Below are 25829 nucleotides of genomic sequence, written 5' to 3'. Positions count from 1 at the left end.
CCAGGGAGTAAGTCTGTGGAAACGAACAAGAAAGTTACGCTGTCCTACAACGAAGGCCGCGACCAGATTGAAATGCCGGTGCTGGCTGGCACGCTGGGGCCGGAAGTGGTGGATATCCGCTCTTTCAACAAGACCGGCATGTTTACCTTCGACCCGGGCTTCTTGGCGACGGCTTCGTGCGAATCCAAGATCACCTTTATCGATGGCGATCTGGGCATGCTGTACTACCGCGGCTACCCGATCGAGCAGCTGGCCGAGAAGTGCGACTACCTCGAAGTCTGCTATTTGCTGTTGAACGGCGAACTGCCGAATACCGCCCAGCGCACCGAGTTCGTGCGCGGCATCATGCGTCACAATATGCTGCATGATCAGCTGTTCAGCCTGTTCAAGGGCTTCCGCCGCGATGCGCACCCGATGGCGGTCATGGTGGGTGTGGTCGGCGCGCTGTCTGCCTTCTATCACGACTCGCTCGACATCACCAATGCCGAACACCGCCGCATTTCGGCGCATCGCCTGATCGCCAAGCTGCCGACCATTGCCGCCCAGGCTTATCGCTACAGCAAGGGTCTGCCGTTCTCCTATCCGAAGAATGGCCTGACCTATGCCGAGAACTTCATGCACATGATGTTCTCGACCCCGTGCGAAGAGTACAAGGTTAATCCGGTCCTGGCGCGCGCGCTGGACCGTATCTTCACGCTGCATGCCGATCACGAGCAGAACGCGTCGACTTCGACCGTGCGTCTGGCTGGCTCGTCCGGTGCCAACCCGTTTGCCTGTATCGCTGCCGGTATCGCCTGCCTGTGGGGTCCGTCGCATGGCGGCGCCAACGAGGCGGTACTGAAGATGCTGGACGAAATCGGCAGCGCCGACAATGTGGCCGAGTTCATGGATGGCGTGAAGGACAAGCGCTACAAGCTGATGGGCTTCGGTCACCGCGTGTACAAGAATATGGACCCGCGTGCCGCGATCATGAAAGAGACCTGCGACGAAGTACTGCGCGAACTGGGTCTGCAGGATGATCCTAAGTTCAAGCTGGCGATGGCGCTGGAGAAGATTGCGCTGGAAGACCCGTACTTCGTTGAGCGCAAGCTGTATCCGAACGTCGACTTCTACTCCGGCATCGTGTTGTCGGCCATTGGTATCCCGGTCTCCATGTTCACGCCTATCTTCGCGCTGGCGCGTACCGTGGGCTGGATTGCACACTGGACCGAAATGATTGCCGACCCGCAACAGAAAATCGGCCGTCCGCGCCAGTTGTATACCGGTGCCGAGCGTCGCGATGTGGCACCAGTCAGCGACCGCTGATTGATGCAAGGCCGGCTACCTTCTGCCTGGGTGGCCGGTTTTTTCCACGGGAGCGTTGCGGCAAGCCAAAGGGGTTTGCCAGAACGCTTCTGGTAGCTGTCTTAAACCGAATCAAAGGGCCCGAACCCATGATGCAAGCTATGTTTGGCCATTCCTACCTGTTTGGCGGGAATGCACCTTTCATCGAGGAGCTGTACGAGCAGTACCTTGCTGATCCGAGCTCCACCCCTGACCAGTGGCGTGAATATTTTGACAAGCTGTCCCTTGCCCCGGGTGCGGCCGAGCGCGATGTACCGCATCTGCCCATCCAGCAGTCGTTTATCCAGCTGACGAAAAAGCCGGTAGCCGGCCAGCGCGTGAGCGCGGTAGGTGACTGGGAGTCCATGCAAAAGCAGGTGGCGGTACTGAAGCTGATTTCGGCTTACCGCGTACTGGGTTCGCGTCACGCCAACCTTGACCCGCTCAAGCGCATGGATCAGGTGCAGTTGCGTGAACTCGATCCGGCCACCCATGGCCTGACCGATGCGGATATGGCATTGCAGTTCAATATTGGCTCCATGATCGGCCCGCAGCAGTTGCCGCTGTCCGAGATTCTGGCCCGCTTGAAGCAGACCTACTGCGGCAATATCGGCGTCGAGTATATGCACGTCACCCAGACCGAGGAAAAGCGCTGGGTGCAGCGCCGCTTCGAGGGTGATCTGTCCACGCCGCATTATGATGCCCAGAGCAAGCGCCGCATCCTCAAGCAGATTACCGCCGCCGAAACGCTGGAGCGCTATCTGCATACCCGCTATGTCGGCCAGAAGCGCTTCTCGCTCGAAGGCGGCGAAAGCATGATCGCGGCACTGGATCATCTGATCCAGAACGCAACGGCGCAGGGCGTGCAGGAACTGATTATCGGCATGGCCCACCGTGGCCGCCTGAACGTACTGGTCAACACGCTGGGCAAGCTGCCGCGCGACCTGTTTGCCGAGTTCGAAGGCAAGCCGGCGAAGGAGCTGGCTTCCGGCGACGTGAAATACCATATGGGCTTCTCCAGCGACATTCCGACGCCTAACGGCCCGATGCATGTTTCGCTGGCGTTCAACCCGTCCCACCTCGAAATCGTCAACCCGGTGGTTGAAGGTTCGGTACGCGCGCGCCAGCAGCGACGCAAGGATGGCGAGCGCAAGACCGTGGTGCCGGTGCTGCTGCACGGCGACTCGGCCTTTGGCGGCCTGGGTGTCAACCAGGGTACGTTCAACCTGTCGCAGACGCGCGGTTACGGTACCGGTGGCACCATCCATATCGTGATCAACAACCAGGTCGGTTTCACCACCTCGGACACGCGCGATATCCGCTCTACCAGCTACTGCACCGACGTAGCCAAGATGATCGAGGCACCGATTTTCCACGTTAACGGCGATGACCCGGAAGCGGTGTGCTATGTGATGCAGGCGGCTCTCGACTACCGCATGACCTTTAACAAGGACGTGGTGATCGATCTGGTGTGCTTCCGTAAACTGGGCCACAACGAGGGCGATGATCCTTATCTGACCCAGCCGATGATGTACAAGAAGATTGCCAAGCATCCGGGCTCGCGTGCGCTGTACGCCGAGCGTCTGGTGGGCGAGGGCGTGATGAGTGCCGAAGAAGGGCAGGCGCTGATTCAGGCTTACCGCGATGCGCTGGACAAGGGCGAGCACGTCGAGCAGACCGTGCTGACCAACTACCGCCGTGAGTTTGCCGTCGACTGGACCCCGTTTATGGGGACGGACTGGGCGCACCCGACCGATACCTCCTTGCCGCTGGCCGATATCCAGCGCCTGACCGACAAGTTCACCCAGGTGCCGGAAGGCTTCAAGCTGCACAATACGGTGGATCGCGTGGTCAAGGGCCGTATCGCCATGGCCGCCGGCGAGCAGCCGGTAGACTGGGGCATGGCCGAGACGCTGGCTTACGCATCTCTTGTCGAGTCCGGCTATGGCGTGCGTATTTCGGGTGAAGACTCGGGACGCGGCACTTTCAGCCACCGCCATGCGGTGTTCCATGACCAGAACCGCGAGAAGTGGGACGACGGCAGCTATGTGCCGCTGCGTCATATGTCGGAAAACCAGGGCGACTTCCTGGTCATCGACTCCATCCTCAACGAAGAAGCGGTGCTGGCCTACGAGTATGGCTATGCATGCAACAGCCCGGATCAGCTGGTGATCTGGGAAGCGCAGTTCGGCGATTTCGCCAACGGTGCCCAGGTTGCCATCGACCAGTTTATCGCCTCGGGTGAAACCAAGTGGGGTCGCCTGTGCGGTCTGACCACCATCTTGCCGCATGGCTACGATGGTCAGGGCCCGGAGCACTCGTCGGCTCGTCTGGAACGCTGGCTGCAACTGTGCGCCGAGCACAATATGCAAATCGTGATGCCGTCCGAAGCCAGCCAGATGTTCCATGTGCTGCGCCGCCAGATGCTGCGCCCGTTCCGTAAACCGCTGGTGATCTTCCTGTCCAAGCGTCTGTTGCGCTTCAAGGACTCGATGAGCGCGATCGAGGATTGCAGCAACGGCACCTTCCGTGCCGTGATCGGTGACAACGCGATGGCCGACCCGAAAAAGGTCAAGCGCGTGCTCTTGTGTGCCGGTCAGGTGTATTACGACCTGGTCGCTGGCCGCAAGGAGCGCGAACTGGAACAGGATGTCGCCATTGTGCGCATCGAGCAGCTCTACCCCTTCCCGACCGAACAGGTGGCCGCAGAACTTGCCCGCTTCCCTAAGGCAAGCGAGGTGGTGTGGGTGCAGGAAGAGCCGAAGAATCAGGGTGCCTGGTACCAGTTGCGTCACCGTCTGGAAGACCTGATGGGTGCCAAGCAGACGCTGTCTTATGCGGCCCGTCCGTCGTCCGCATCGCCGGCCGTTGGCTATATGAGCAAACACGTAGCCCAACTGAAGGCTTTTGTCGAAGAAGCCCTGTCGTTCGGCAAATAAGATCACACCTGAAGTGCTAGTTCCGGGGCCGCATGCAGCGGCCCCCAACGGAGAAGAATATGATTATCGAAGTCAAAGTTCCGCAACTGCCCGAGTCCGTATCCGAAGCCACGCTGATGAGCTGGCACAAAAAGGTCGGTGAAGCCGTCGCCCGCGACGAAAATCTGATCGATCTGGAAACCGACAAAGTCGTGCTGGAACTGCCGGCACCGCTGGCAGGTGTGATCGTTGAAATCATCGAAGCCGATGGCGCTACCGTCGTTTCCGGCCAGCTGATTGCCCGTATCGACACCGCAGCCAAGGCCGGTGACGTTGCCCCTGCCGCCGCGCCGGAAGTGGCGGCTGTTGCCGCTGCGCCTGCTGCCGCCATGCCGTCGGCCGCCAAACTGGCCGCCGAGAGTGGCGTGAACCTAGCGAATGTTGCCGGCTCCGGTCGTGATGGCCGCATCCTGAAAGAAGATGTGCAGGTTGCCGCTGCCAAGCCGCTGGCGCCGGTACAGGCCGGCCCGGTACTGGCCGCGCCTTCCAGCGTAAGCGGTGCGGCACTGGCCAGCACCCCATCGGCGGTGAACGCCGGTGCGCTGCTGTCCGACCGTCCTGAACAGCGCGTGCCGATGAGCCGCCTGCGTCAGCGCGTAGCCGAGCGTCTGCTGCAAAGCCAGGCTCAAAACGCCATCCTCACCACCTTCAATGAAGTGAATATGAAGCCGGTGATGGATCTGCGCGCCAAGTACAAGGACAGGTTCGAGAAGGAACACGGCGTCAAGCTGGGTTTCATGTCCTTCTTTGTCAAGGCGGCGGTCGCGGCACTGAAGAAATTCCCGGTGGTGAACGCCTCGGTTGACGGTAACGACATCCTGTATCACGGCTACTTCGATATCGGTATCGCCGTGGGCAGCCCGCGCGGTCTGGTGGTACCTATCCTGCGCAACGCCGACCAGATGTCTATCGCCGAAATCGAGAAGCAGATTGCCGAGTTTGCGGTCAAGGCACGCGACGGCAAGCTGTCGATGGAAGACCTGACCGGTGGCACCTTCTCCATCACCAACGGCGGCACTTTCGGCTCGATGATGTCCACGCCTATCATCAACCCGCCACAATCGGCGATTCTGGGCATGCACGCGACCAAAGATCGCGCAGTTGTTGAGAATGGTCAGATCGTTGCGCGCCCGATGATGTATCTTGCGCTCTCTTACGACCACCGTATCATCGATGGTCGCGAGGCGGTGCTGACGCTGGTGACGATCAAGGATCTGCTAGAAGACCCGGCCCGCCTCATTCTTGATTTGTAATCCGGCCTGCCGGCTGAGGCGCCCGTGAAGGGCGCCGCAGCCGGTGCGCCACAAGACATGAACGGAGCTTTATGAATATCCCCGACTGGTTCTACGGCATTGCTTCCATCCTCGCCGCTTTTGCTTTGGCTTTCTTGATGATCAAGAAGCGCAAAATGGGGGTGAAGGAAGACTGGTTCTCGACCTTCGGTAAATCCATCCTGATCCTGTTCATGATTGCATTCGGTATCTTGCTGCTTGCTGTCAGCAAGACCTGAGCCGGCGTCTGCCCACTGCGGGTAGCGCCTGGCCTATCAAGGGAATACACCATGAGCCAACAATTCGACGTCGTTGTGATCGGCGCCGGCCCCGGCGGTTATGTTGCCGCTATTCGTGCCGCCCAGCTGGGTTTTAATACTGCCTGTATCGATGCCTTTGTCGGCAAAAGCGGCAAGCCGTCGCTGGGCGGTACCTGCCTGAACGTCGGTTGCATTCCGTCCAAGGCGCTGTTGCAGTCGAGCGAAAACTTCCACGCCATTGCCCACGATTTTGCTGAACACGGCATCAGCGTGGAAGGCGCCAAGTTTGACGCGGCCAAGATGATTGCGCGCAAGGACGGCATCGTTGACAAGCTCACCGCCGGTATCGGCTTCTTGTTCAAGAAGAACAAGGTGACCAGTCTGCATGGCCTGGGCTCGCTCAAGGGTCGCAGCGGCGAGAAGTGGCAGCTGGAAGTGAAAAACGGCGACACGGTCGATGCCATTGAAGCGACGCATGTGATTGTTGCCACCGGCTCCAGCGTGCGCCAGTTGCCGGGTGTCACTATCGACAACGTCACCGTGCTCGACAACGAAGGCGCGCTGAATGTAGATGCAGTGCCTGCCCGTCTGGGCGTGATCGGTGCCGGTGTGATCGGTCTGGAAATGGGCTCGGTGTGGAAGCGCGTCGGTGCCGACGTCACCATCCTTGAAGCCATGCCGACCTTCCTTGCTGCAGCCGACCAGCAAATTGCCAAGGAAGCCTTCAAGACGCTGACCAAAAACACCGGGCTGGATATCAAGCTGGGCGTGAAGATAGGCGAGATCAAGAATCTGGGTGACAAGGTCAGTGTGGCCTATGAAGTCGGCGGCGAAGCGACGGTAGCCGAATTCGACAAGCTGATCGTCTCCATCGGCCGCGTGCCTAATACCAGCGGCCTGGGTGCCGACGCAGTCGGCTTGCAGCTGGACGAGCGCGGCTTCGTGGTGGTGGACGACAACTGCCACACCAATTTGCCGAATGTGTGGGCGATTGGCGATGTGGTGCGCGGCCCTATGCTGGCGCACAAGGCGTCCGAAGAGGGTGTAGCGGTGGCCGAGCGTATCGCCGGCCAGAAGCCGCATGTCGACTTTAACGTGATCCCTTGGGTGATTTACACCAGTCCGGAAATCGCCTGGGTCGGCAAGACCGAAGAGCAACTCAAGGCCGCAGGCATCGAGTACAAGAAGGGTTCTTCCGGCTTTGCCGCCAACGGTCGCGCGCTGGGCCTGGGTCAGGCACAAGGCACGGTCAAGATCCTGGCCTGTGCCAAGACCGACCGCATCCTCGGTCTGCACATGATCGGGCCTATGGTGTCCGAGCTGGTGACCGAAGGCGTGGTGTCCATGGAATTCAAGGCGGCCAGCGAAGATCTGGCGCGCATTATCCATGCCCATCCGTCCTTGTCCGAAGTGGTGCACGAAGCGGCGCTGGCCGTTGACAAGCGCGCACTGCACGGTTGATTGAATCCGGCCGGCTCTTCGGGGCTGGTCTTATGAAAGTGCCTGATGGAGTTGATTGCCAACGCAGTCATGCTGGGCGTGCTGATGCTGGTGGCAGCCTTGATGTGGCTAGTGAAAATCGGCTTTGATGAGGCCGGTGTATTCGACCGTATGCGGGGGATCAAGCTGTTTCTGGCTGGTGCGACCTTCCCCGTTTCGGTCTATGTCATGTCGGGCGCTGCAAGGCGGCGCCTGAAATGGCCTGTGTTGCTGGCGTGTGTGGGCGGTCTGTTGCTGATTGCCATCCGTGTACGTTACGCCGCGCCCTGATTTCCCGTAGCGAAGCCCAGGCTCTAAGGCGCAAGCTTTAGGGCAAAAAATCAGGATGGCTCATGAAGGCCGTCCGATTTCCAATAAAAGGAAACCATAAATGAACCTGCACGAATACCAAGCGAAAGAGCTGCTGGCCCGTTACGGCCTGCCGGTACAAAAAGGCATTCTGGCCGCTACGGCTGAAGAAGCTGCCGCTGCCTACGATGCGCTGGGCGGCAAGTTTGCCGTGGTCAAGGCCCAGGTGCATGCCGGTGGTCGTGGCAAGGCAGGTGGCGTGAAAGTGGTGAAAAGCCGCGAAGAAGCCGCTGCCGAAGCTGCGCGCCTGATCGGCACCAATCTGGTGACCTACCAGACCGACGCCGCCGGCCAGCCGGTGCATTCGGTACTGGTGTGCGAAGACATGTACCCGGTTGAGCGCGAACTGTATCTGGGTGCCGTGGTTGACCGTGGCAGCCAGCGCGTGGTGTTTATGGTCTCCACCGAAGGCGGTGTCGAGATTGAAAAAGTCGCTGAAGAAACCCCGGAAAAAATCATCAAGGTCGAAGTCGATCCGCTGGTTGGCATGCAGCCATTCCAGGCTCGCGATTGCGCCTTTGCGCTGGGCCTGAAGGGCGCGCAAATTGCGGCATTCAGCAAGCTGATGCTGGGCGCGTACGACGCGTTTATGGAAAACGACTTTGCCCTGTTCGAAGTGAACCCGCTGGCGCTGCGCGAAAATGGCGAACTGGCTTGCGTGGACGGCAAGATCAACCTCGACTCCAACGCGCTGTACCGCCACCCGGAACTGCTGGCGATGCGCGACAAGAGCCAGGAGAACGAGCGCGAAGTGAAAGCGTCCGAGTTCGACCTTAACTATGTGGCGCTGGAAGGCAATATCGGCTGCATGGTGAACGGTGCGGGCCTGGCGATGGCCACCATGGACATCATCAAGCTCAAGGGCGGCCAGCCAGCCAACTTCCTCGATGTAGGCGGTGGTGCCACCAAGGAGCGCGTGGTTGAAGCGTTCAAGCTGATTCTGGCCGACAGCTCGGTCAAGGGCGTGCTGATCAATATCTTCGGCGGCATCGTGCGTTGCGACATGATCGCCGAAGCCATTATCGCAGCCGTGAAGGAAGTCAATGTCACGGTACCGGTGGTGGTGCGTCTGGAAGGCAATAATGCCGAACTGGGTGCCAAGATCCTGGAAGAGTCCGGTCTCAAGCTGACTTCGGCCCAAGGCCTGAACGACGCGGCCGAGAAGATTGTTGCCGCCGTAGCTGCTCTGTAATCACCCGCACCGAACAAGGATATCAAGATGAGCGTTCTCGTAAATAAAGACACGAAGGTGCTGGTGCAGGGCTTTACCGGCAAAAACGGCACTTTCCACGCCGAGCAGGCGCTGAAAGTCGGCACCAAGGTGGTGGGCGGTGTGACCCCGGGCAAGGGCGGTTCCGAGCATCTGGGTCTGCCAGTGTTCAACACCATGAAGGATGCCGTACGTGAAACCCAGGCGGATGCCTCGGTTATCTATGTACCGGCAGCTTTTGCCAAGGATTCCATCCTTGAAGCCGTCGCTTCCGGCGTGAAGCTGATTGTCTGCATCACCGAAGGCGTGCCGACACTGGACATGCTGTATGTGAAAAAAGCCGTCGACGAAGCAGGCGTGCGCCTGATCGGCCCGAACTGCCCAGGCATCATCACCCCGGGCGAGTGCAAGATCGGCATCATGCCATGGCACATCCACAACCCGGGTCGTATCGGCATCGTCAGCCGCTCCGGCACGCTGACCTATGAAGCCGTAGCGCAGACCACCGCTCTGGGTCTGGGCCAGTCGACCTGTATCGGTATCGGTGGCGACCCTATCCCGGGTCTGTCGCATATCGATGCGCTCAAACTGTTCCAGGATGATCCGGATACCGACGCCATCGTAATGATCGGTGAAATCGGTGGTTCGGCCGAAGAAGAAGCGGCCGAATTTGCCAAGTCCTATGTGACCAAGCCGGTTGTTGGCTATATCGCTGGCGTGACCGCCCCTAAAGGCAAGCGCATGGGCCACGCCGGTGCCATCATCTCCGGCGGCAAGGGCACGGCCGAAGAGAAGTTCAAGGCTTTCGAGAAAGCCGGCATCGCCTATACCCGCAGCCCGGCCGAGATCGGCAAGACCATGTACGAGCTGCTCAAAAGCAAGAACATGATCTGATAGATCGTCTTGTCAAAACCAGAAGCCGCCCGGGTAAACCGGGCGGCTTTTTTCATGTTCTTAGCTGTCGGTCCACGCGCAAAACCACCTCGCGTGCCAGCGAAGGCGAGGTGGTCCACTTGCCGCCGAACACCGACAGCAAGCGGCCCTGCGTAATCAGTGCATGTTCGCGTTGCGCGCGGTTGGGGTCGCGTGCGCTTTTCAGTAGCGGCCTTATACCGGCATAACGCCGGCAAATCTCGTTTTCACTTGCCGGCGGGAAGTAGTCGTTATAAAGCCTCAGCAGATAGATGGCCTCGGCATCGCTGCACGCGACAGGCGCATCGGGCGCTTGCCGCTGTTCGGTGGTGCCGATCAGGGTTTGTCCTTGCCAGGGCAGGACAAACACCACCCGCCGCTCGCCCGCTACTTCCAGCAGATAGCCTTGCGACAAGGGGCGATCGAGCACGATATGGCTGCCGCGCACCGTGTCCAGCATTAAGGGGCTGGCGATCTGGCTCTCTGTGAGTAAGCGCTCGGCCCACGGGCCGCAGGCATTGATGATGGCGTCAAACTGCAGATGCTGCCCGTCTAGCTGCAGGCTGCCATCGCAGTTGATCCTGCTGACGCGCGCATGTTCATTGAGGCTGACGCCTGCCGTACGGGCTTGTTTTGCTGCCCATAAGCCCAGTCTGGCATCGTCCATCTGCGCATCGTAGTAACGGTAGCCACCCAGCAGCTGGTGCGGGCAAAGCCGGTCGCCGTTTTGCAATAGGGCAGCGGGCGGCACAAATGCATGACGGGGCAGGGCGGAATGCCCGGCCAGGTGGTCATAAAGCCACAAGCCGGCCTTGAGCTGCCAGCGCGCGCGGCGAGCGTGGCGATAGAGCGGCAGGCAGATAGCCAGCGGGCTGGCCAGTTTGCTGTCTTGTGCCAGCCACCAGTCGCGGTCGGCCAGCGCACGTCGCACCAGCGAAATCTCGCCGTTTTCCAGATAGCGTAGTCCGCCGTGCAGCAGCTTGGACGAGGCCTGGCTTGTGTGGGAAATCAGCGTATCGCGTTCGAACAGGGTGACCGTGTGGCCTGCGCGCGCCAGCGCCCATGCGCTCATCACGCCATTGATGCCACCACCAATCACGGCAATTGCCGGCATGTTCTCCTCCACAGGCAATAAGGCGGCGCTTTTCCTGTCGCAAGCGCGAGGGATTGGCCGGGGCTTGATCTTGATCAAGTTGACATTTCGCGTGCCAATTTAATCTTAATGCATATTTTGTGAGCGAGCCGGGAGGAAAGTCAGATGGAACTGTGGACGCTGTTATTGTCGGATAATGTGGGCCGGGCGAGTCTGGCTGTGATCGGGGCAACGACCGTGATCGTATGCGTGCTGATCGGAATTATGATCAAGCGTGCGCGTAGCGCCAAGGGCTAAACGGATACTGGACGCTTCGGCGTCCAGATGCTTTTTGCTCAGGGTTGTTTGTGCGGCTTTTCTGTGAGGAAGGCAAGCAGATAGATGGCGGCGGGAATGCCTGAGAATAGCAGGACGGCCTGACCGGTTTCCCCCTGTATCTGGCTGGCGATAAAGCCAAGATCCAGAGCGGCAAACAAAAATGCCAGTAACCAGTTGGCGCGGCGCAAGGATTTGCCGTGTAGTTGCCAGTACCAGATAGGCCAGCAGATATGGGCGGCAACCAGCACGCCTAGTAACGCAGCCATCATGCTATCCCTCACTTTAATGACAAAGGTTAAGAGTTTTATATCAAATATGGCAAGTGATCGCAATTAATTGTTGCATTGAGCCGGCCTTACAGAATTAAGACTCTGCTGAAAACATGTCCAGTGATGTGGCAAGCAAATAGGTGGCGGCGGGGATGCCGGCAAACAGATAGGTGGTCGCTGCCGGGATGGAATGGTATTGCATGGCCATCAGTCCAAGTTCCAGCGTGCCGATGGCTAGTGCCAGTACATAATCGCTCGCACATAAACTGCGGCTGGCTAGCTGTTTACGCCAGACTGGCCAGCAGATATGTAGCGCAATCAGCAAACCAAGCACAATGGGCATCATGGTCACCTTGTCGCATCGCCCCCGCGCAAGCTTGTAGCGGGGGTAGCCGGATGGTTTATGTGTATGTGCTACAAATGGTATGACTAATGGGCGCCTATGTCTATTCGCTTGGTGGTAGGAAAAGCTAAAGCTAAAGCGTAGTGCAGGGCGAGGGTGCGTCTGGCTATGCGGGCAAATTTGCCGGGGACGACAGTGGGTGTCGTGCTGCAGTCAAGGCGCAGCTGGCATGGTGGTGCGGGAGAAGGCGGCGTACTGTGCACCGCCTTTTGTCCATTAAGGTTTGAATCCCATTTTTTCGGCCAAAGACCAGTTGCCCTTGCTGCTAAAAGGCAGGCTGGCAATGCCGTTCACATCGGTAATCTGTCCTTCCAGCTGGTAGGCGATGCCGCTATTCGGGCTGGCCAATGCATTGCCCAGTTGCTTGAGCCAGTCCGCTAGCGAGGTGTGCATTCTGACGGTGATGACACTGCTTGAGCGGGCCGGAATTTCAAACGGCTTGTTGCTCATCCCGTCTGCCAGCCTTTTGTCATCGACTTGCAACGCGAATTTCACACCCTTGCCCGACAGCGCAAAACTGTTGGGGTTGCTGATGCGCAGGCTGACATCGAAAGCTTGTTCAAATAGTGTACTTTTGCTGCTGGGCTTGATATCGACCAGACTGACCTTGGGCTTTTCCAGTCCCAGGGTCGAGCAGGCGCTCAGCAAGGTGAGCGTCAGTAGCAGTATCCAGCGTTTCATGATTTGTCCTTAGTAGGGGCCAGCACGCTGCGCGTGGTGTCGATCCAGGCGCGGGCGGCATGTGAGAGGTAGGCGCCGTTGCGCCAGATCAGCGCAAGATGCCACCTCAAATCGGGGTCGGCAAGTGCTATCAGGTCGAATTTGGCCGGATCCAGGCGCTGGGCGACCGAGTGTGGCAGCAAGGTAATGCCAAGGCGTGCGCCGACCAGTTCGGCCAGAAAGTCCCATTGTGCGCTCGTGCCGACAATATTCAGCGGCTTGTCCATCTGGCGGAAAGCGTTGGCAATGTGCGCGGTCAGGGTAAAGTCCGGCGGATAGAGTACAAAAGCCTGCTCGGTGAGCTCCGATAGCAAGACGGATTCCCGGCCATGCCAAGCCGAGTTGGCAGGCGCTACTAGGCAGAGCGGTTCGTTGACTACGGCCAGCGTGCTGAAATCGTCGGTATTGACCGGCAGTACGGCAATGCCGAGCTCGACCTCCCCTGAGCGTATCTGGCTTTCTACTGCCAGCGCCCCTGTTTCAACCAGCTTGAGTTCGATCTTGGGGTAGTGTTCGCGAAAGCGGCTGACAACAGGGGCAAAGTAGGCCGCGCCCACCATGGGCGGCAAGCCGAATACCAGTTCGCCGGATTTGAGTTCAGACAGGTCAATTAGCTCGCGTTTGAGCAACTGCATGCTGTGCAGCATGTCTTCGGCGCGGGCAAGCGTCACCTTGCCGGCATCTGTCAGCGTGATGCTTTTCCCCTGTCGCAGCAATAGTGGTGTTCCCAGCTCATCTTCCAGTTGGCGCACCATTTTGCTGATGGTGGGCTGGGTGACAAACAGGCTGTCGGCAGCACGGGTAAAGCTTTGTTCGCGTACCACCGCGGCAAAGTAACGTAAGGCACGAATATCCATGCATTCCTTTCTGGAATGTTTATTGTTAGTTTAATTCATTTTATCTATTTGTAGACCGCGCATACACTGGATAGTTCAGTCCACTCGACAGTATAACGACCATGGTCCCCGCGCTTAAAAAAACGCTATGCACGGTATGGCAAGTTGCCTTGCTTTCCTTATGGTGGTGGTGTGCTCAGGCTTTGTGCGAGCGCTTTATGCCGGCGCTGCCCGGTGGCGTGTTGGGGCTTGTACTGCTGTTTCTGGCCTTGCAAGCTAGGTGGCTGTCTGTGAGTTGGGTGGAGCAAGGCTCGCGCTGGCTATTGGCCGAGATGTTGCTGTTTTTCATCCCCGCGGTGGTGGCGGTGGTGCAGTTTACCGCGCTGTTCGAGCAGAATGGGATACGCATTATGGCGGTGATCGTGCTGTCGACCGCATGCGTGATGCTGTCAACCGCGCTGGTCGTTGATCGCTGTTACCGCTTGCTGCGCTTCAGGCATTTGCGTGCCAAGCGGGAGGAGGGCGCGCTATGTTTGCGCTAAGTTCGGTGTTGTGCCTGCTGGTGACGCTGCTGCTGTATGTATTAGTTAAGCACTTGCACCTGCGCCTGAAGCGCTGGTGGTCTGCGCCTATTTTTCTGGTGCCGGTATTGCTGGTGTCTTTGCTTTTGCTGTGCGACATACCCTTTGCCCACTATTGGCAGGATACACGCTATCTGACCTGGCTATTGGGACCGGCGACCGTAGCCTTCGCGATCCCCATCTATCAGCAACGTGCACTGATTCGCGCTAACTGGATCACCTTGCTTGCTGGTGTACTTACCGGCATCGTGGTCGGCGTGGGCAGTTCGGTCTGGCTGGCGCATGCTTTTTCCCTACCGGAAACGGTGGTGCGCAGTCTGGCGCCGCGCTCGGTCAGTACGCCGTTTGCCCTGGCGAGTGCTGCTCATCTCGGGGCGAACCCGCAACTGGTGGCGATTTTTGTGGTAATAACCGGTGTGGTCGGCATGTCGTTGGGCGAGTTGCTGTTGCTGCTGTTTCGGGTGCGTAGCCCTTTGGCGCGCGGTGCCTTGTTTGGTGCGGCAGCCCATGGTGCGGGCACGGCCAAAGCCGGTGAAATCGGCGAGGAAGAAGGCGTGGTTGCCAGCCTGACCATGATGTTGTGCGGGGTGGCGATGGTGCTGCTGGCGCCTTTGATCGGTCTGTTGCTTTAAGCGCTGGAAGGTAAAAAAGCCGCCGCCCCCCTTGCCGGGAGCGGCGGCTTTTTGCGTAGAAAAGCGGACTTATTGTGGCTTGGGATTGATCAGGATTTCCACACGGCGGTTCTGGGCGCGCCCTGCTGCCGTGGCATTGCTGGCAACCGGGCTTTCCGGGCCATAACCCTGGGTTGCGATGCGGTTGCCGGCTACGCCATTGTTGCGCAGGATATTGGCCACCGATTGTGCGCGTTCACGCGACAGCTTCATATTGTAAGCCAGCGCACCGGTGCTGTCGGTATAGCCATTGACGGTGATGGTGGTTTCCGGGTACTGGTTGAGTACGCCGGCCACATCGGCGAGCGAGCGCTGTGCGCCGCTATTGAGCGAAGCGCTGTTAAGTGCAAAAGTGATGTTTTCCGGCATCACCAGTTTGATCTGGTCACCGACGCGGTTAACCTGAACCTGGGTGTTGGCCAGCTTGGCACGCAGTTCTTTTTCCTGATTGTCCATATATACGCCGACGCCGGCACCGAGGGCACCACAGGCCAGTGCCGCATTACGCGCGCCCTTGCTGCCGGAGACCAGTGCGCCGATGGCACCGCATACGGCCGCACCGCCCAAGCCGTAGGTTGCGGCTTTGTTCATTTCACTTTGGCCAGTCATCGGGTTGGTGGTACACGCGGTGAGGGCAAGAGCACCGGCTACGACGGTGGCGGTCAGGCGAAGAGACATTTTAGACATGGCGAGTTTCCTGTTTTTGTTGGAGAGGCGTTGCGGGAGAGGGCCAGAGTGTTTATCTGTCATGGCCTCTGATGACACGCTTGCTTTATGGTAGATAGCCCGCATTGCGCTTACCAGTGGCTTGTCACTGTATTTTGCGGCAGGATGTCGGGCTTTTCGTGTGATTGGACGCAATTGTCGTCCATTTGCATTATTTTTGCATTATAGAATGTGCTAATAATTGTTTCGGTCTTGTTGCCGGATCTGGAGTGGAAACCAAGATGGATGTTTTGATGGGGCAGCGCGAGCTGAGCATGACGGTGCTGATGACGCCGGATATGGCGAATTTTTCCGGCAATGTGCATGGCGGCTCTTTGCTCAAACTGCTGGATCAGGTGGCTTACGCCTGTGCCAGCCGCTATGCCGGCCATTACGCGGTGACGCTGTCGGTAGATCAGGTGCTGTTCAAGCAGCCCATTCATGTGGGCGAGTTGGTGACTTTTTTGGCCATGGTCAACTATGTGGGGCGTACGTCGATGGAGATAGGCATCAAGGTGATTGCCGAAAACATCCGTACCCGTGTCGTGCGCCACACCAATAGTTGCTATTTCACCATGGTGGCGATGGAGCAGGGCAAATCCATGCCGGTGCCGCCTTTGCTGCTGGAAACCGATGAGCAAAAACAGCGTTTTGCTGCCGCGCAGATACGCAAGCAGATGCGTATGGCTGCGGCCGAGCAATTGAAAAACCCGCTATGAGTGATGCCACTGCCGTCTTGCCGCCTATGTACAGGCTGATTCATACCGATCCGCGCTTTTACATCATCAGCAAGCTGCCCGGCGTCAGCTTCCATCGCGAAGGCGAGGAGGCCGGCTTGATGGAGGGGCTGCGCGCAGGACTGGCGGATGAAGCTTTGTGGCCGGTGCACAGGCTGGACCGGATGACATCGGGCCTACTGGTGGTGGCACGCTCGGCCGCAGTGGCCTCGGCCTTGTCGGCAGCATTTGCCGGGCGTGAGGTCGAAAAAGTGTATCTGGCCCTGTCCGAGCGCAAGCCGCAGAAAAAACAGGGCTGGATCAAGGGGGATATGGAAAAGGGGCGAGGCGGGGCATGGAAACTATGCCCGAGTCAGCTAAAACCTGCCGTGACCCGCTTTAGTACCGAGTCGGTCTCGCCGGGCTTGCGCCTGTTTGTGCTGCGTCCGCATACCGGGCGTACCCATCAGTTGCGCGTGGCGATGAAAAGTCTGTCTGCGCCGATACTGGGCGATGCGCTATATGGCGGCAGCCCCGCCGACCGGGGCTATCTGCACGCCTATGCTTTAAGTTTCATGCTGGACGGCGAGCGCCATGCCTTTGTGTGCCCGCCCGAGGCGGGCGAGCTGTTTGGCTCGGACGCTTTTGCTGCCGCCCTGTCACGCGTCGGTGCTGTCTGGGCTTGAGCCTGCCGCCTGCGCGGCGCGCAGCTTGTCCTTCTTGCTCATGCGCTTGCCCTTGATGCCGCCCTTGTCGTCGGCCACCGCTTTTGCGGGGGTGACGACAGGCATCTCGGGCTCGAAGCCGGCAATCTGCTCGCGCGCCACGCGCTGCTGCTGGCGTTTTTCGATCAGATAGAAGTGTGCTTCGTTTTGTGCCGTGACAAAACTGATGGCCAGACCGCTGGCGCCGGCGCGCCCGGTGCGGCCGATGCGGTGGGTATAGTCATCGCTGGCGCGCGGCAGATCATAGTTCACCACCACATCCAGCGCGGCGATATCCAGCCCGCGCGCCGCTACATCGGTGGCCACCAGAACCTGCAGCTTGCCATCCTGAAATTCAGCCAATACCCGGTTGCGCCGCCCCTGGCTTAGCTCGCCGTGGAAGGCTTCCGCCCTAAGCCCCGCCTTGACCAGCTTTTCGGCCAGGTGGCGCGCACCATGCTGGCTGGCGACAAATACCAGTGTGCGCTGCCAGGCTTCGCTGGCAATCAGGTGGCGCAGCAAGGCGGTGCGACGTGTGGTATCAACCGTGAGGGCGCGCTGGCGGATGGCCGGGCGGGGAGCGGCTAAGCTTGCCGGTACGTCAATCAATACAGCCTGCTGCAATAAGCCGGTGGTCAGCGCCTTGACGCCAGGCGGGAAGGTGGCCGAAAACAGCAGGTTCTGCCGTTTGGCCGGCAAAAGCGCGAGGATTTGGCTGACTTCATCGCTGAAGCCCAGTTCCAGCAGGCGATCGGCCTCGTCCAGTACCAGCGTCTTGACGTGATTAAGCCTGAGCGCATTGTGCGCGAGTACATCCAGCAAGCGCCCCGGTGTCGCCAGCACGATATCGGCGCCACCACGCAATACCATCAGTTGCGGGTTCAGTGCCACGCCGCCTACCAGCGTGATGATTTTGGGGGCATGGGGCAGATGGCGGGCGAAAAAAGCCAGGCTGTCGGCAACCTGGATCGCCAGTTCGCGCGTGGGCAGCAGGATCAGCGTCTGGGTCTTGCGCGGCATCTCGTGCCGGCTTTGGCTGTAGGCCTGCAGTAGCGGCAGGGCAAAGGCCGCTGTTTTGCCCGAGCCGGTTGGCGCCGAGCCTTGCACATCGCAACCTTGCAAGATCGCGGGGATGGCGGCTTGCTGGATGGGGGTGGCTTGCAAATAGTTTTTTTCGCCGGCGGCGCGGGCGAGGTCGGGCATAAGGCCCAAAGCAATAAATGGCATGAGTACGATCAGGGGGAAGCAAAGGGGAAGCGCGATCCGGTTTGTGGCGGATCAGGGCGCTGTGGCGGCGGCCAGTGTAAGGCCGCAAGGTTCGCGCGGCAAGCCGCCTGGCCTGGTCGCGATTGTGCGGGCTTTACACCAGACGGCTGGTGATCTGATAGAACACCAGACACAAGACCCAGGCCAGTGCGACAGACCAGCTGACAGACAAGACGGTAAAAGACAGGCTGTGCGACTCGCGGCGTATGGCAGCGACCGTCGACAAACAGGGCACATAGATCAGGGTAAACAGTACAAAACTCATGGCCGACACCCAGTCCAGGTGTTGCATGACGGCACCGGCAAGGCCGGCATCGCTGACGCCGTAGATCACCGCCAGGCTGCCCAGCAGGATTTCCTTGGCGACAAAGCCGAACAGTAGCGCAATGGCCAGCTCATGGCGGATGCCGATAGGGTCGAGTACCGGGGAGAGCAGCGTACCCAGGTGATCAGCCAGTGTATGCTCGCCCAGATGGATATGGGTCATCAGCCAGACCAGCACCACACCCAGCAGAATAAAGGTCGAGGCCAGTTCGAAAAAGGCGCGCACTTCACCGTAGGCGCGGGTCAGTACATGCTTGAAGCCGGGCAGGCGGTAAGGCGGCACCTCCATCAGATAGGCTTCACTGGCGCAATATTTACGCTTGAAAACCAGCGCGGTGAGTATCGCCACGGCGAGACTCACCGCGTAAAACGCCATCAGAACCCAGGGGGCGACTGCAGGTGAAAATAGCGTGCTGGCAAAAAACACCACCACTTGCAGACGGGCCGAGCACAGCGAAAAAGGGATGATCAGCATGGACAACAGCCGCTGCTTTTTCTCGCGCATTACGCGCGTGCCCATAATGGCCGGCACATTGCAGCCGAAGCCCATCAACTGCATCACAAAAGCGCGACCATCCAGCCCCAGGCGGGACATCAGCGCATCGGTCAGATAGGCCGCGCGTGCGAGGTAACCACTGTCTTCCACCAGGGCCATCAGGACGAAAAACACAAACAGAATGGGCGCAAAAGTCAGTACCGTACTGAGCCCTTGCCATACCCCGTCCAGCAGCAAGCTCTGCAGCCAGGTTGGCAAGGGGCTGACGGCCGCGGCGAGCCAGTGATTTTTGAGCCAGTCAAGCGCATTGCCCAGTCCATCCTGCAGTGGTCCGCCCAGCAGGTAAGTCCCGTTGAAAACCAGCGCCATGATGGCGACGAACAGCACCAGTCCCAGCAGCGGGTGCATCAGGTAATGGTCCAGGCGATGGCTTAGGCGGGCGGGCAGGGTAGGCGGCAAATGCCAGGAGCCGGCAAGCGCCTGTCTGGCATGATTTTGTGCGGTACGGGTGTCGGCGATGGCATCAAGCCGGGCACTAACCGCCGGCTGGGGGTTGCGCGCAAGGCTATCCAGCCCTTTTTTGAAGGCGTCCCAGCCCTGCATGCGCTTGCTGGACACGAGGACAAGGGGCGCGCCCAGTTTGGCAGCGAGCTGTCGGGTATCGATATCGATGCCCAATAGCTCGGCTTCATCAGCCATATTCAGTACGACAAGGGCGGGAATGCCGGTGGCGATAGCCTGAATGGCCAGCGCAAGCTGCCGGTCAAGCTGGGCTGCATTGAGTACGATAAGCTGGGCGTCAAAAGCCGTGGCGGACAGTACGTCTCGCACCACGGCTTCGTCTTCGGTATAACCGGACAGATCATGAATGCCGGGCAGGTCCACCAGCTCCACCATCTGTCCACCCAGCAATAGCTTGGCATGTGCCAGTTCGACGGTCAGCCCCGGCCAGTTGCCCACGCGCTGCGACAGGCCTGTCAGGCGGTTAAATAAGGAGGACTTTCCGGTATTGGGCTGACCGATCAGGGCAAAGCGTTTCATGCGTGAGCTTGGACTTCGATCTGGCGTGCCAGCTTGCCACGCAGCATAAAGTGGGTGGTGCCGACTTCCAGCATGATGGGGCCGCCGAAAGCTGCGCGCCGCGTGATATGGAACGTCTGCCCCGGTATCAGGCCGAATGCCATCACGCGGTGCAGCGTGTCCTCGTCCAGATTCAGGCGAGTGACCATGCCGTGAGCACCGGTGCGTAGTCTATCAAGCGTCATCCCTGTATAACTCGTTCTTATTGATAATTGTTCTCAAACATATGCTTGTAGTTAAGCTATGTCAATGATCTGGCTCAAGCTTTTCTGGCTACTATCTGGCCTGTTTCTGCTTGATGCGGGAAAAATGCCTGGTATTTCTCTCGATATCGCCTGAGCAATCGCGCCGGCTTTTGGGGTAGAATCGCCCGCTACAGAATTTTGCCAAAGAGAAACGAAATGAGCATCAAGTCAGACAAGTGGATACGTCGCATGGCTGCCGAGCGCGGCATGATCGAGCCGTTCGAGCATGATCAGGTCAAGGTGGTGGACGGGCAAAAAGTCATTTCCTTCGGCACCTCGAGCTATGGCTACGATATCCGCTGCGCCGACGAATTCAAGGTGTTCACCAATATCAACAGCACCATTGTCGACCCGAAAAACTTCGACCCCGAGTCGTTTGTCGAGGTGTCGGGCAAGGGCTATTGCATCATCCCGCCCAACAGCTTTGCGCTGGCGCGCACCGTCGAGTATTTCCGCATTCCGCGCGAAGTGCTGACCGTGTGTCTGGGCAAGTCCACCTATGCCCGTTGCGGCATCATCGTCAATGTCACCCCGTTCGAGCCGGACTGGGAAGGCTATGTGACGCTGGAGTTCTCCAATACCACCCCGTTGCCGGCCAAGATCTACGCCAACGAGGGCGTGGCCCAAGTGCTGTTCTTCGAGTCCGATGAAGTGTGCGATGTGTCGTACAAGGACCGTGGCGGCAAATACCAGGGCCAGGTCGGCGTGACCCTGCCACGTACCTGATGCGAATGTGAAGCAAGTGTGTCGTGCGTAACAAATGGCAACACTTTGCCCCGCACCCTGATGCAGGCTTGGCCTTACAATGCCGCCATTGATAGCAAGTCAGGCAAGGGGCGGATATGAAATTAGCAGTATGGATAGTGGCGGCGGCGCTGGCATTGCCGGCAGGCGGCGCACTGGCCGCATCGAACACTGATGTGATTCTGGGCGGCGCACTGGGTGGCGCGACGGGCGCTTTGGTCGGTAATGCGGTAGGCGGCCGTGAAGGTGCCATTATCGGCGGCGCGCTTGGTGCCGGAACCGGTGTAGCGCTGACCACCAAAAAAAGTAGTTATAAGGGCCATGGTCATTACCATGGCAAAAAGCGCAAGAAACACTGGAAGCACTGGGACGATTGAGTCCGGGGCTCGCTCTTTCGCGCCGGGATGCCGGCAAACTGACAAAACCGCTGCTCTGCAGCGGTTTTGTTTTGGCTAAGGCGGATGCAGGCCCCACGCTTAAGGCCGTGAGCCGGTTCTAAGGGGCAGGGTTTTCTGCTGGCGCTATTGCGTGGCGTTGACCGCGGTGACGCTGTGGTTGGCAAATGCTGTGATGGCGCCGGGGATGGCGTCCAGTGACAGGATGCGCTCGACTGCCTGCAGGCGGACCGCGACGGCCGGCATGCCGTACACCACGCAACTGGCTTCGTCCTGTGCCAGCGTACGGGCACCGGCGTCGCGCATGGCCTTGAGGCCGAGCGCGCCGTCGTCACCCATGCCGGTCATTATGATGCCAAGAGCGTTGCCGGCCGCCACGTGTGCTACCGAGTGGAACAATACGTCCACCGAGGGTTTGTGCCGGTTCACCCGTTCTCCGTCCGTGATCGCGACATGGTATTGCGTGCCACTGCGCACCAGTGTCATGTGGCGGCCGCCCGGCGCGATCAGCACGCAGCCGGGGCGCACGCTGTCGCCGTCGCATGCTTCACGCACTTCAAGTGCGCACAGGCTGTCCAGTCGCTGGGCGAACAGGCCGGTGAATTTTTCCGGCATGTGCTGGACGATCACGATACCGGGGCAGTCCGGTGGCAAGCGGGTGAGCAGTTTTTCTAGCGCCAGCGTGCCACCGGTCGAAGTGCCGATGGCGATGATCTGTGCTGTGTTCGGGGGCGGGGCGGTATTGTATGCCCGGAGCGCGCGCTTGCCGGCGCCCGTGGCGGTGTCCTTGCTCGCGGATGGTGCTGGTGTGCGTATCTGGGCACGGCCGGCAGCCTGCACCGCCTGTACGATGTCTCCGCCCCCTTCTTTCTGATAGGACAGCAGACCGGCCTGCGGTTTGGGGATGATGGCGACCGCTCCGGCGGTCAGGGCGTCCAGGCGGACACGGCTGTCGTCGGCATGCGACGAGTAGATCACCACCGGCGTCGGGCGCTCGGCCATGATCTTGCGCAGGAAGGCTAGGCCGTCCACATGCTGCATTTCGATGCCGAGCACGATTACGTCCGGCCAGCGCTGGCGCAGCTTGGCAACGGCGAGTACGGGGGCGGCAGCGGTAGTGATGACTCCGATATCGGGAGCGGCCGAGAGCAGGCGGGAGACGTTCTTGCGGATGACGGCAGAATCATCGATGATCATGACGCCCAGCTTGTGGCTCATGCGCCGGGCTTCCGGTAGATGGTCGGGCGTACGTTGACCAGGCCTTCGCTGATGCCGCTCAGGGTCTCAGAGTGGCCGATAAACAGATAGCCACCCGGCGCCAGATGCGGCAGCAGATGGCCGATTACCTGGCGTTTGGTTTCATTGTCGAAATAGATCATTACATTGCGCAGGAAGATCACATCGAAGCTGCCGTGCGCGGCCGCAACAGGCTGGGTCAGGTTGATTTGGGTGAAGCGGACCCGCTCGCGCAGTGCGTGTGAGACCAGAAAGCTGCCCTCCTGTGTCCGCACTCCTTTCAGACAGTATTTTTTCAGCCAGGCCGGCGGGATGCCTTCATGGCGGGCCAGCGGGTAGCGGCCGCGTCTGGCCTTCTCCAGCTCATGGGTGCTGATATCCGAGCCGAGTACTTCCCACGGCGCATGCGGCAGGTGCTCGGACAGCAGCATGGCCAGCGTATAGGCTTCTTCGCCGCTGGAGCAGGCAGCGCTCCAGATGCGCAGCGGCGCGCGGCTTTGGCGTTTGGTGAGAATCTCGTCGCGCAGATAGTCGAAGTGCTGAGACTCGCGGAAAAAATAGGTTTCGTGGGTGGTCAGCAGGTTGACCATGGTCTGCAGTTCCTGCGGATGGCGCTCGTCGGTGACTCGCTGGTAGTACTGCAGGTAGTTTTCCAGTTGCAGTTCATGTAGCCGCTTTTGCAGGCGGCCCATCACCAGCGGCCGCTTGCTGTCGGCCAGATGGACGCCGGCAACACGGTAGATCAGTTGGCGCAGCAGGGTGAACTCCTGTTCGGAGAGCGCGATTTCAGGCATTAGAACAACTCGACGCGGGGTGTTTGGGGGCCGTTTTGCACCTGGCGCAGCGACTCGGCGTAGGCCTGTTCTTCGCGTTTGAGTGCCTGGGCCTGAACGGCACCGACCCCCGCGCGCCGGCACCAGGCATCTCCGGTCGCGGGGACCAGCAGCACCTTGCGCGACCAGGGGCCTAGAAAATCGGAGGCCAGTAGTGGGATGCGCTCGCGCGCGAGCCAGGTCTGGGTGAAGTCGGCGTTGCGCTTGCCAATGGAGAGCACGCCAGGCGGGGTGCTGTCGATTACATTGCCGCCGCCGAAAGCCTTGGCATGGATGCGGTGGCGGGCCGCACCCAGCTTGAGCATGGCATTGAGCAGAGCTTCCATGCAGGCATCGCCGGCCAGCAGCATGTCCTCGTCGGCATGGCGGCTGTTGCGCATCTGCGGCAGCATGAAATGATTCATGCCGGCCAGCGGCAGGCCGGTATCGATCAGACAGACCGCGACGCAGGAACCCAGCAGGGTGGCAATCGGGCGCTGCCGCTCTACTGCCCACTCGCCGGGGCGGATATTGAGTGCAAGGCGCTCAATCTCGCGCGGCGGCAGGGCCGCGTAGTCGCTCATGGCGGGGTCAGGCATCAGCCGGCAGCACGTCGGCAACCTGTGCCAGCATCGAGATTTCCTCGACTGACAGTACGCGTAACACCTCAAGGATGATCACGAACTTGCCGTTCACCTTGCCCATGCCCTGGATAAAATCGGTGCGGATGCGGGCGCCGAAGGACGGGGCCGGCTCGATCTCGGCCGGCGCGATCTCCAGCACTTCCAGCACCGCATCGACCATCACGCCGATATCCTGGCGCTGGTCCCCCTCCTGCAGTTCGATGATGACGATGCAGGTGCGCCGCGAAACCTCGGTCGCATGGTCGCCGAAGCGGCAGGAGAGGTCGATCACCGGCACCACGCTGCCGCGCAGGTTGATCACCCCGCGGATAAAGCCGGGCATCATCGGGATTTCGGTGACCGTGCCGTACTCAATGATTTCCTTCACATTGAGGATGGCGACGGCGAACACTTCGCCGCGCAGGGTGAAGGTCAGGTACTGCTGGGGCGTGCTCGCATGCGGCGTCAGCTTGCTGGCGGGTCGCTGTGGCGTCTGGGCTGCGGATTCCATCGCGCTCCCCTTCAGAATTTTTCGAAGTCGGCTTCATCGAAGACAGCCGTCACGTTGCTTCTGGCCGCGAGCGTGCGGCTGCTTGCCACCGGGGCCGGCGCGCGCCGCTTCGATGGCGGCGTTCAGTGCCAGCAGGTTGGTCTGGTAGGCGATGTCATCGATAATGCCGATCTTGTCGGCGATCGAGCTCATCGCCTCGACCGTCTTGCCGACCGCGCTGCCGCCTTCGCCTGCTTCACGTGCCGCCTTGGACGCCATATTGTCGGTGACGCGGGCGTTCTCGGTGTTCTGTGCGACCGAGGCGGTCATCTGCTCCAGGCTGGCGGTGGTCTCTTCGACCGATGCGGCCTGCTCGGAGGACGACTGCGACAGCGACTGGGCGGTGGCGGAAACCTGGCCTGCTGCATTGGACAGCGCATCGGCCGCCGTGGTGATCTGGGCGATGGTGTCGGACAGCTTGGCGATCGTGTTGTTGATGGCAGCTGCCAGCGCGGCAAAGTCGCCCTGGTACTGCGTGGTGATGGACTGCGTCATGTCGCCCTGTTCCATTGCGGCCATCACTCGCTGTACGTCGCGAATCGGCGACACCACGGCGTCGAGGGTGTCGTTGACGCCAGTGACAATGCTGCGGAAGTCGCCCTGGTGCATGCTGGCATCGGCACGGGTGTCGAGCTTGCCTGCGACCGCCGACTCGGACAGCTGTCGGGCATCGGCAATCAGGCGGTTGACTGCCTCAATACAGGTATTCAGGTTGTTTTTCAGCAGGTTGAAGTCGCCATTGTAACTGTCGCTGATCTTGGCTGGGATGTCGCCACGGGCGATGCGCGCGACGTAGTCGGCGGCAACTTGCAGCGGGCCGATCACCGCATCCAGGGTGTCGTTGACGCCGCTGACGATGGACTTGAATTCGCCCTGATGCTTGCCGGCCTCGGCGCGGGTGTCCAGTCGGCCTTCGACGGCGGCCAGGCTCAGCAGGCGGGTGTCCGCCGCCATGGCCTGCACCGAGGTCTGGACGGCACCGACCGCGCGCACCATTTCACCCACTTCGTCGCGGTGCTGGTTCTCCAGTGTGAAGCCGAAGTCACCGGCGGCCATCTTCTTCGCGGCGCCGACGGCCTCGCCCAGCGGACGGGTGATGCTGCGTGTGATCAAGAAACCGATCAGCAGGGTCAGGGTGACCGCGATGCCGCCTAGCGCGATCAGCAGCAGCTGCGTCTGCTGTGACAGTTCTGCTGCTGCCTCGCCGGACTCATTCATCAGCTTTATCTGGTAGTCGATC

29 protein-coding genes are annotated in these 25829 nt (G+C 59.9%); 15 read left to right on the top strand and 14 right to left on the bottom strand.

The window, feature by feature from the left end:
- Positions 1–15 precede the first annotated feature (15 nt).
- From gltA to sucD, 8 genes are all read left to right on the top strand, one after another.
- Positions 16–1305: a citrate synthase gene (gene gltA / locus EGI20_RS01950; RefSeq protein ID WP_498629220.1), complete on the top strand. Its 1290-nt coding sequence runs from the start codon at positions 16–18 to the stop codon at positions 1303–1305.
- Positions 1306–1433: 128 nt separating this feature from the next.
- Positions 1434–4262, top strand: a complete 2829-nt coding sequence (locus EGI20_RS01945; protein ID WP_498629218.1) for a 2-oxoglutarate dehydrogenase E1 component — start codon at positions 1434–1436, stop codon at positions 4260–4262.
- A gap of 59 nt (positions 4263–4321) precedes the next feature.
- On the top strand, positions 4322–5554 hold the full coding sequence (odhB, locus tag EGI20_RS01940) for a 2-oxoglutarate dehydrogenase complex dihydrolipoyllysine-residue succinyltransferase (RefSeq protein ID WP_498629217.1): 1233 nt from the start codon (positions 4322–4324) through the stop codon (positions 5552–5554).
- A 71-nt stretch (positions 5555–5625) separates the two neighbouring features.
- The gene (locus EGI20_RS01935) at positions 5626–5811 is read left to right on the top strand and encodes a hypothetical protein (protein WP_124734164.1); all 186 of its coding nucleotides are present in this window, start codon (positions 5626–5628) and stop codon (positions 5809–5811) included.
- A gap of 51 nt (positions 5812–5862) precedes the next feature.
- The gene (gene lpdA, locus EGI20_RS01930; protein WP_124734165.1) at positions 5863–7293 is read left to right on the top strand and encodes a dihydrolipoyl dehydrogenase; all 1431 of its coding nucleotides are present in this window, start codon (positions 5863–5865) and stop codon (positions 7291–7293) included.
- Between the two features lie 45 nt (positions 7294–7338).
- Positions 7339–7602, top strand: coding sequence for a hypothetical protein (locus tag EGI20_RS01925; protein WP_498629215.1), 264 nt, complete (start codon positions 7339–7341; stop codon positions 7600–7602).
- A gap of 100 nt (positions 7603–7702) precedes the next feature.
- The gene (gene sucC / locus EGI20_RS01920) at positions 7703–8872 is read left to right on the top strand and encodes an ADP-forming succinate--CoA ligase subunit beta (RefSeq protein ID WP_124734167.1); all 1170 of its coding nucleotides are present in this window, start codon (positions 7703–7705) and stop codon (positions 8870–8872) included.
- A 27-nt stretch (positions 8873–8899) separates the two neighbouring features.
- Positions 8900–9784, top strand: a complete 885-nt coding sequence (gene sucD / locus EGI20_RS01915) for a succinate--CoA ligase subunit alpha (protein ID WP_124734168.1) — start codon at positions 8900–8902, stop codon at positions 9782–9784.
- Positions 9785–9836: 52 nt separating this feature from the next.
- Here the strand turns inward: sucD and EGI20_RS01910 are convergent, their stop codons facing one another.
- A complete protein-coding gene (locus EGI20_RS01910) occupies positions 9837–10916 on the bottom strand; it encodes a glycerol-3-phosphate dehydrogenase/oxidase (RefSeq protein ID WP_498629212.1) in 1080 nt (359 codons plus the stop codon).
- Positions 10917–11060: 144 nt separating this feature from the next.
- Between EGI20_RS01910 and EGI20_RS01905 the strand changes: the two genes are divergently transcribed.
- Positions 11061–11192, top strand: coding sequence for a DUF3149 domain-containing protein (locus EGI20_RS01905; RefSeq protein WP_124734170.1), 132 nt, complete (start codon positions 11061–11063; stop codon positions 11190–11192).
- A gap of 38 nt (positions 11193–11230) precedes the next feature.
- Here EGI20_RS01905 and EGI20_RS01900 read toward each other — a convergent pair whose 3' ends face one another.
- From EGI20_RS01900 to EGI20_RS01885, 4 genes are all read right to left on the bottom strand, one after another.
- Positions 11231–11479: a hypothetical protein gene (locus EGI20_RS01900; protein WP_498629210.1), complete on the bottom strand. Its 249-nt coding sequence runs from the start codon at positions 11477–11479 to the stop codon at positions 11231–11233.
- Between the two features lie 97 nt (positions 11480–11576).
- Positions 11577–11825, bottom strand: a complete 249-nt coding sequence (locus EGI20_RS01895; RefSeq protein WP_498629208.1) for a hypothetical protein — start codon at positions 11823–11825, stop codon at positions 11577–11579.
- A 276-nt stretch (positions 11826–12101) separates the two neighbouring features.
- A complete protein-coding gene (locus EGI20_RS01890; RefSeq protein WP_498629206.1) occupies positions 12102–12566 on the bottom strand; it encodes an LEA/WHy family protein in 465 nt (154 codons plus the stop codon).
- Complete coding sequence (locus EGI20_RS01885) at positions 12563–13462, bottom strand: LysR family transcriptional regulator (protein ID WP_498629205.1); 900 nt, start codon at positions 13460–13462, stop codon at positions 12563–12565. Before EGI20_RS01885 ends, EGI20_RS01890 begins: the two co-directional genes overlap by 4 nt.
- 101 nt (positions 13463–13563) lie before the next feature.
- On the opposite strand from EGI20_RS01885, the gene EGI20_RS01880 reads away from it, so the two are divergent.
- Together EGI20_RS01880 and EGI20_RS01875 are read left to right on the top strand one after the other, a co-directional pair.
- Positions 13564–13983: a CidA/LrgA family protein gene (locus tag EGI20_RS01880; RefSeq protein ID WP_498629203.1), complete on the top strand. Its 420-nt coding sequence runs from the start codon at positions 13564–13566 to the stop codon at positions 13981–13983.
- Entirely contained in the window at positions 13971–14654 is a 684-nt protein-coding gene (locus tag EGI20_RS01875; RefSeq protein ID WP_498629201.1) for an LrgB family protein, read from the top strand. Before EGI20_RS01880 ends, EGI20_RS01875 begins: the two co-directional genes overlap by 13 nt.
- Before the next feature lie 69 nt (positions 14655–14723).
- Here the strand turns inward: EGI20_RS01875 and EGI20_RS01870 are convergent, their stop codons facing one another.
- Entirely contained in the window at positions 14724–15380 is a 657-nt protein-coding gene (locus EGI20_RS01870; protein ID WP_498629199.1) for a YiaD family glycine zipper/OmpA-like lipoprotein, read from the bottom strand.
- Positions 15381–15640: 260 nt separating this feature from the next.
- Here EGI20_RS01870 and EGI20_RS01865 point away from each other — a divergent pair, with 260 nt between their 5' ends.
- Both EGI20_RS01865 and EGI20_RS01860 read left to right on the top strand, forming a co-directional pair.
- Entirely contained in the window at positions 15641–16117 is a 477-nt protein-coding gene (locus EGI20_RS01865; RefSeq protein WP_220789271.1) for an acyl-CoA thioesterase, read from the top strand.
- A gap of 26 nt (positions 16118–16143) precedes the next feature.
- Entirely contained in the window at positions 16144–16800 is a 657-nt protein-coding gene (locus EGI20_RS01860; RefSeq protein WP_498629261.1) for a TIGR01621 family pseudouridine synthase, read from the top strand.
- Here the strand turns inward: EGI20_RS01860 and EGI20_RS01855 are convergent.
- The 3 genes from EGI20_RS01855 to EGI20_RS01845 all read right to left on the bottom strand — a co-directional run bounded on the left by EGI20_RS01855 (position 16774) and on the right by EGI20_RS01845 (position 20169).
- Positions 16774–18045 (bottom strand): DEAD/DEAH box helicase, encoded by a 1272-nt coding sequence (locus EGI20_RS01855; protein WP_498629197.1) that lies wholly within the window; start codon positions 18043–18045, stop codon positions 16774–16776. The two genes, EGI20_RS01860 and EGI20_RS01855, sit on opposite strands and share 27 nt — an antisense overlap.
- A gap of 133 nt (positions 18046–18178) precedes the next feature.
- Positions 18179–19945, bottom strand: a complete 1767-nt coding sequence (feoB, locus tag EGI20_RS01850; RefSeq protein WP_498629195.1) for a ferrous iron transport protein B — start codon at positions 19943–19945, stop codon at positions 18179–18181.
- Complete coding sequence (locus tag EGI20_RS01845) at positions 19942–20169, bottom strand: FeoA family protein (RefSeq protein ID WP_498629194.1); 228 nt, start codon at positions 20167–20169, stop codon at positions 19942–19944. Before EGI20_RS01845 ends, feoB begins: the two co-directional genes overlap by 4 nt.
- 216 nt (positions 20170–20385) lie before the next feature.
- Here EGI20_RS01845 and dcd point away from each other — a divergent pair, with 216 nt between their 5' ends.
- Both dcd and EGI20_RS01835 read left to right on the top strand, forming a co-directional pair.
- Positions 20386–20955: a dCTP deaminase gene (gene dcd, locus EGI20_RS01840; protein ID WP_498629192.1), complete on the top strand. Its 570-nt coding sequence runs from the start codon at positions 20386–20388 to the stop codon at positions 20953–20955.
- A 116-nt stretch (positions 20956–21071) separates the two neighbouring features.
- Positions 21072–21350, top strand: coding sequence for a YMGG-like glycine zipper-containing protein (locus EGI20_RS01835; RefSeq protein WP_498629190.1), 279 nt, complete (start codon positions 21072–21074; stop codon positions 21348–21350).
- Positions 21351–21494: 144 nt separating this feature from the next.
- On the opposite strand, the gene EGI20_RS01830 is transcribed toward EGI20_RS01835, so the two are convergent.
- The 5 genes from EGI20_RS01830 to EGI20_RS01810 form a co-directional block, all read right to left on the bottom strand.
- Positions 21495–22586 (bottom strand): protein-glutamate methylesterase/protein-glutamine glutaminase, encoded by a 1092-nt coding sequence (locus tag EGI20_RS01830; RefSeq protein ID WP_498629188.1) that lies wholly within the window; start codon positions 22584–22586, stop codon positions 21495–21497.
- A complete protein-coding gene (locus EGI20_RS01825) occupies positions 22583–23398 on the bottom strand; it encodes a CheR family methyltransferase (protein ID WP_498629186.1) in 816 nt (271 codons plus the stop codon). Before EGI20_RS01825 ends, EGI20_RS01830 begins: the two co-directional genes overlap by 4 nt.
- Positions 23398–24000 (bottom strand): chemotaxis protein CheD, encoded by a 603-nt coding sequence (locus EGI20_RS01820; protein ID WP_498629184.1) that lies wholly within the window; start codon positions 23998–24000, stop codon positions 23398–23400. Before EGI20_RS01820 ends, EGI20_RS01825 begins: the two co-directional genes overlap by 1 nt.
- A 7-nt stretch (positions 24001–24007) precedes the next feature.
- A complete protein-coding gene (locus EGI20_RS01815; protein ID WP_498629182.1) occupies positions 24008–24550 on the bottom strand; it encodes a chemotaxis protein CheW in 543 nt (180 codons plus the stop codon).
- 33 nt (positions 24551–24583) lie between these two features.
- The coding region (locus EGI20_RS01810; protein WP_498629180.1) for a HAMP domain-containing protein at positions 24584–25829 on the bottom strand (1246 nt) is incomplete at its 5' end.

The sequence above is a fragment of the Aquitalea sp. S1-19 genome (assembly GCF_024343515.1).
The sequence above is the reverse complement of the archived record's forward strand: the minus strand, read 5'-3'. Positions and strand labels throughout refer to the sequence as shown.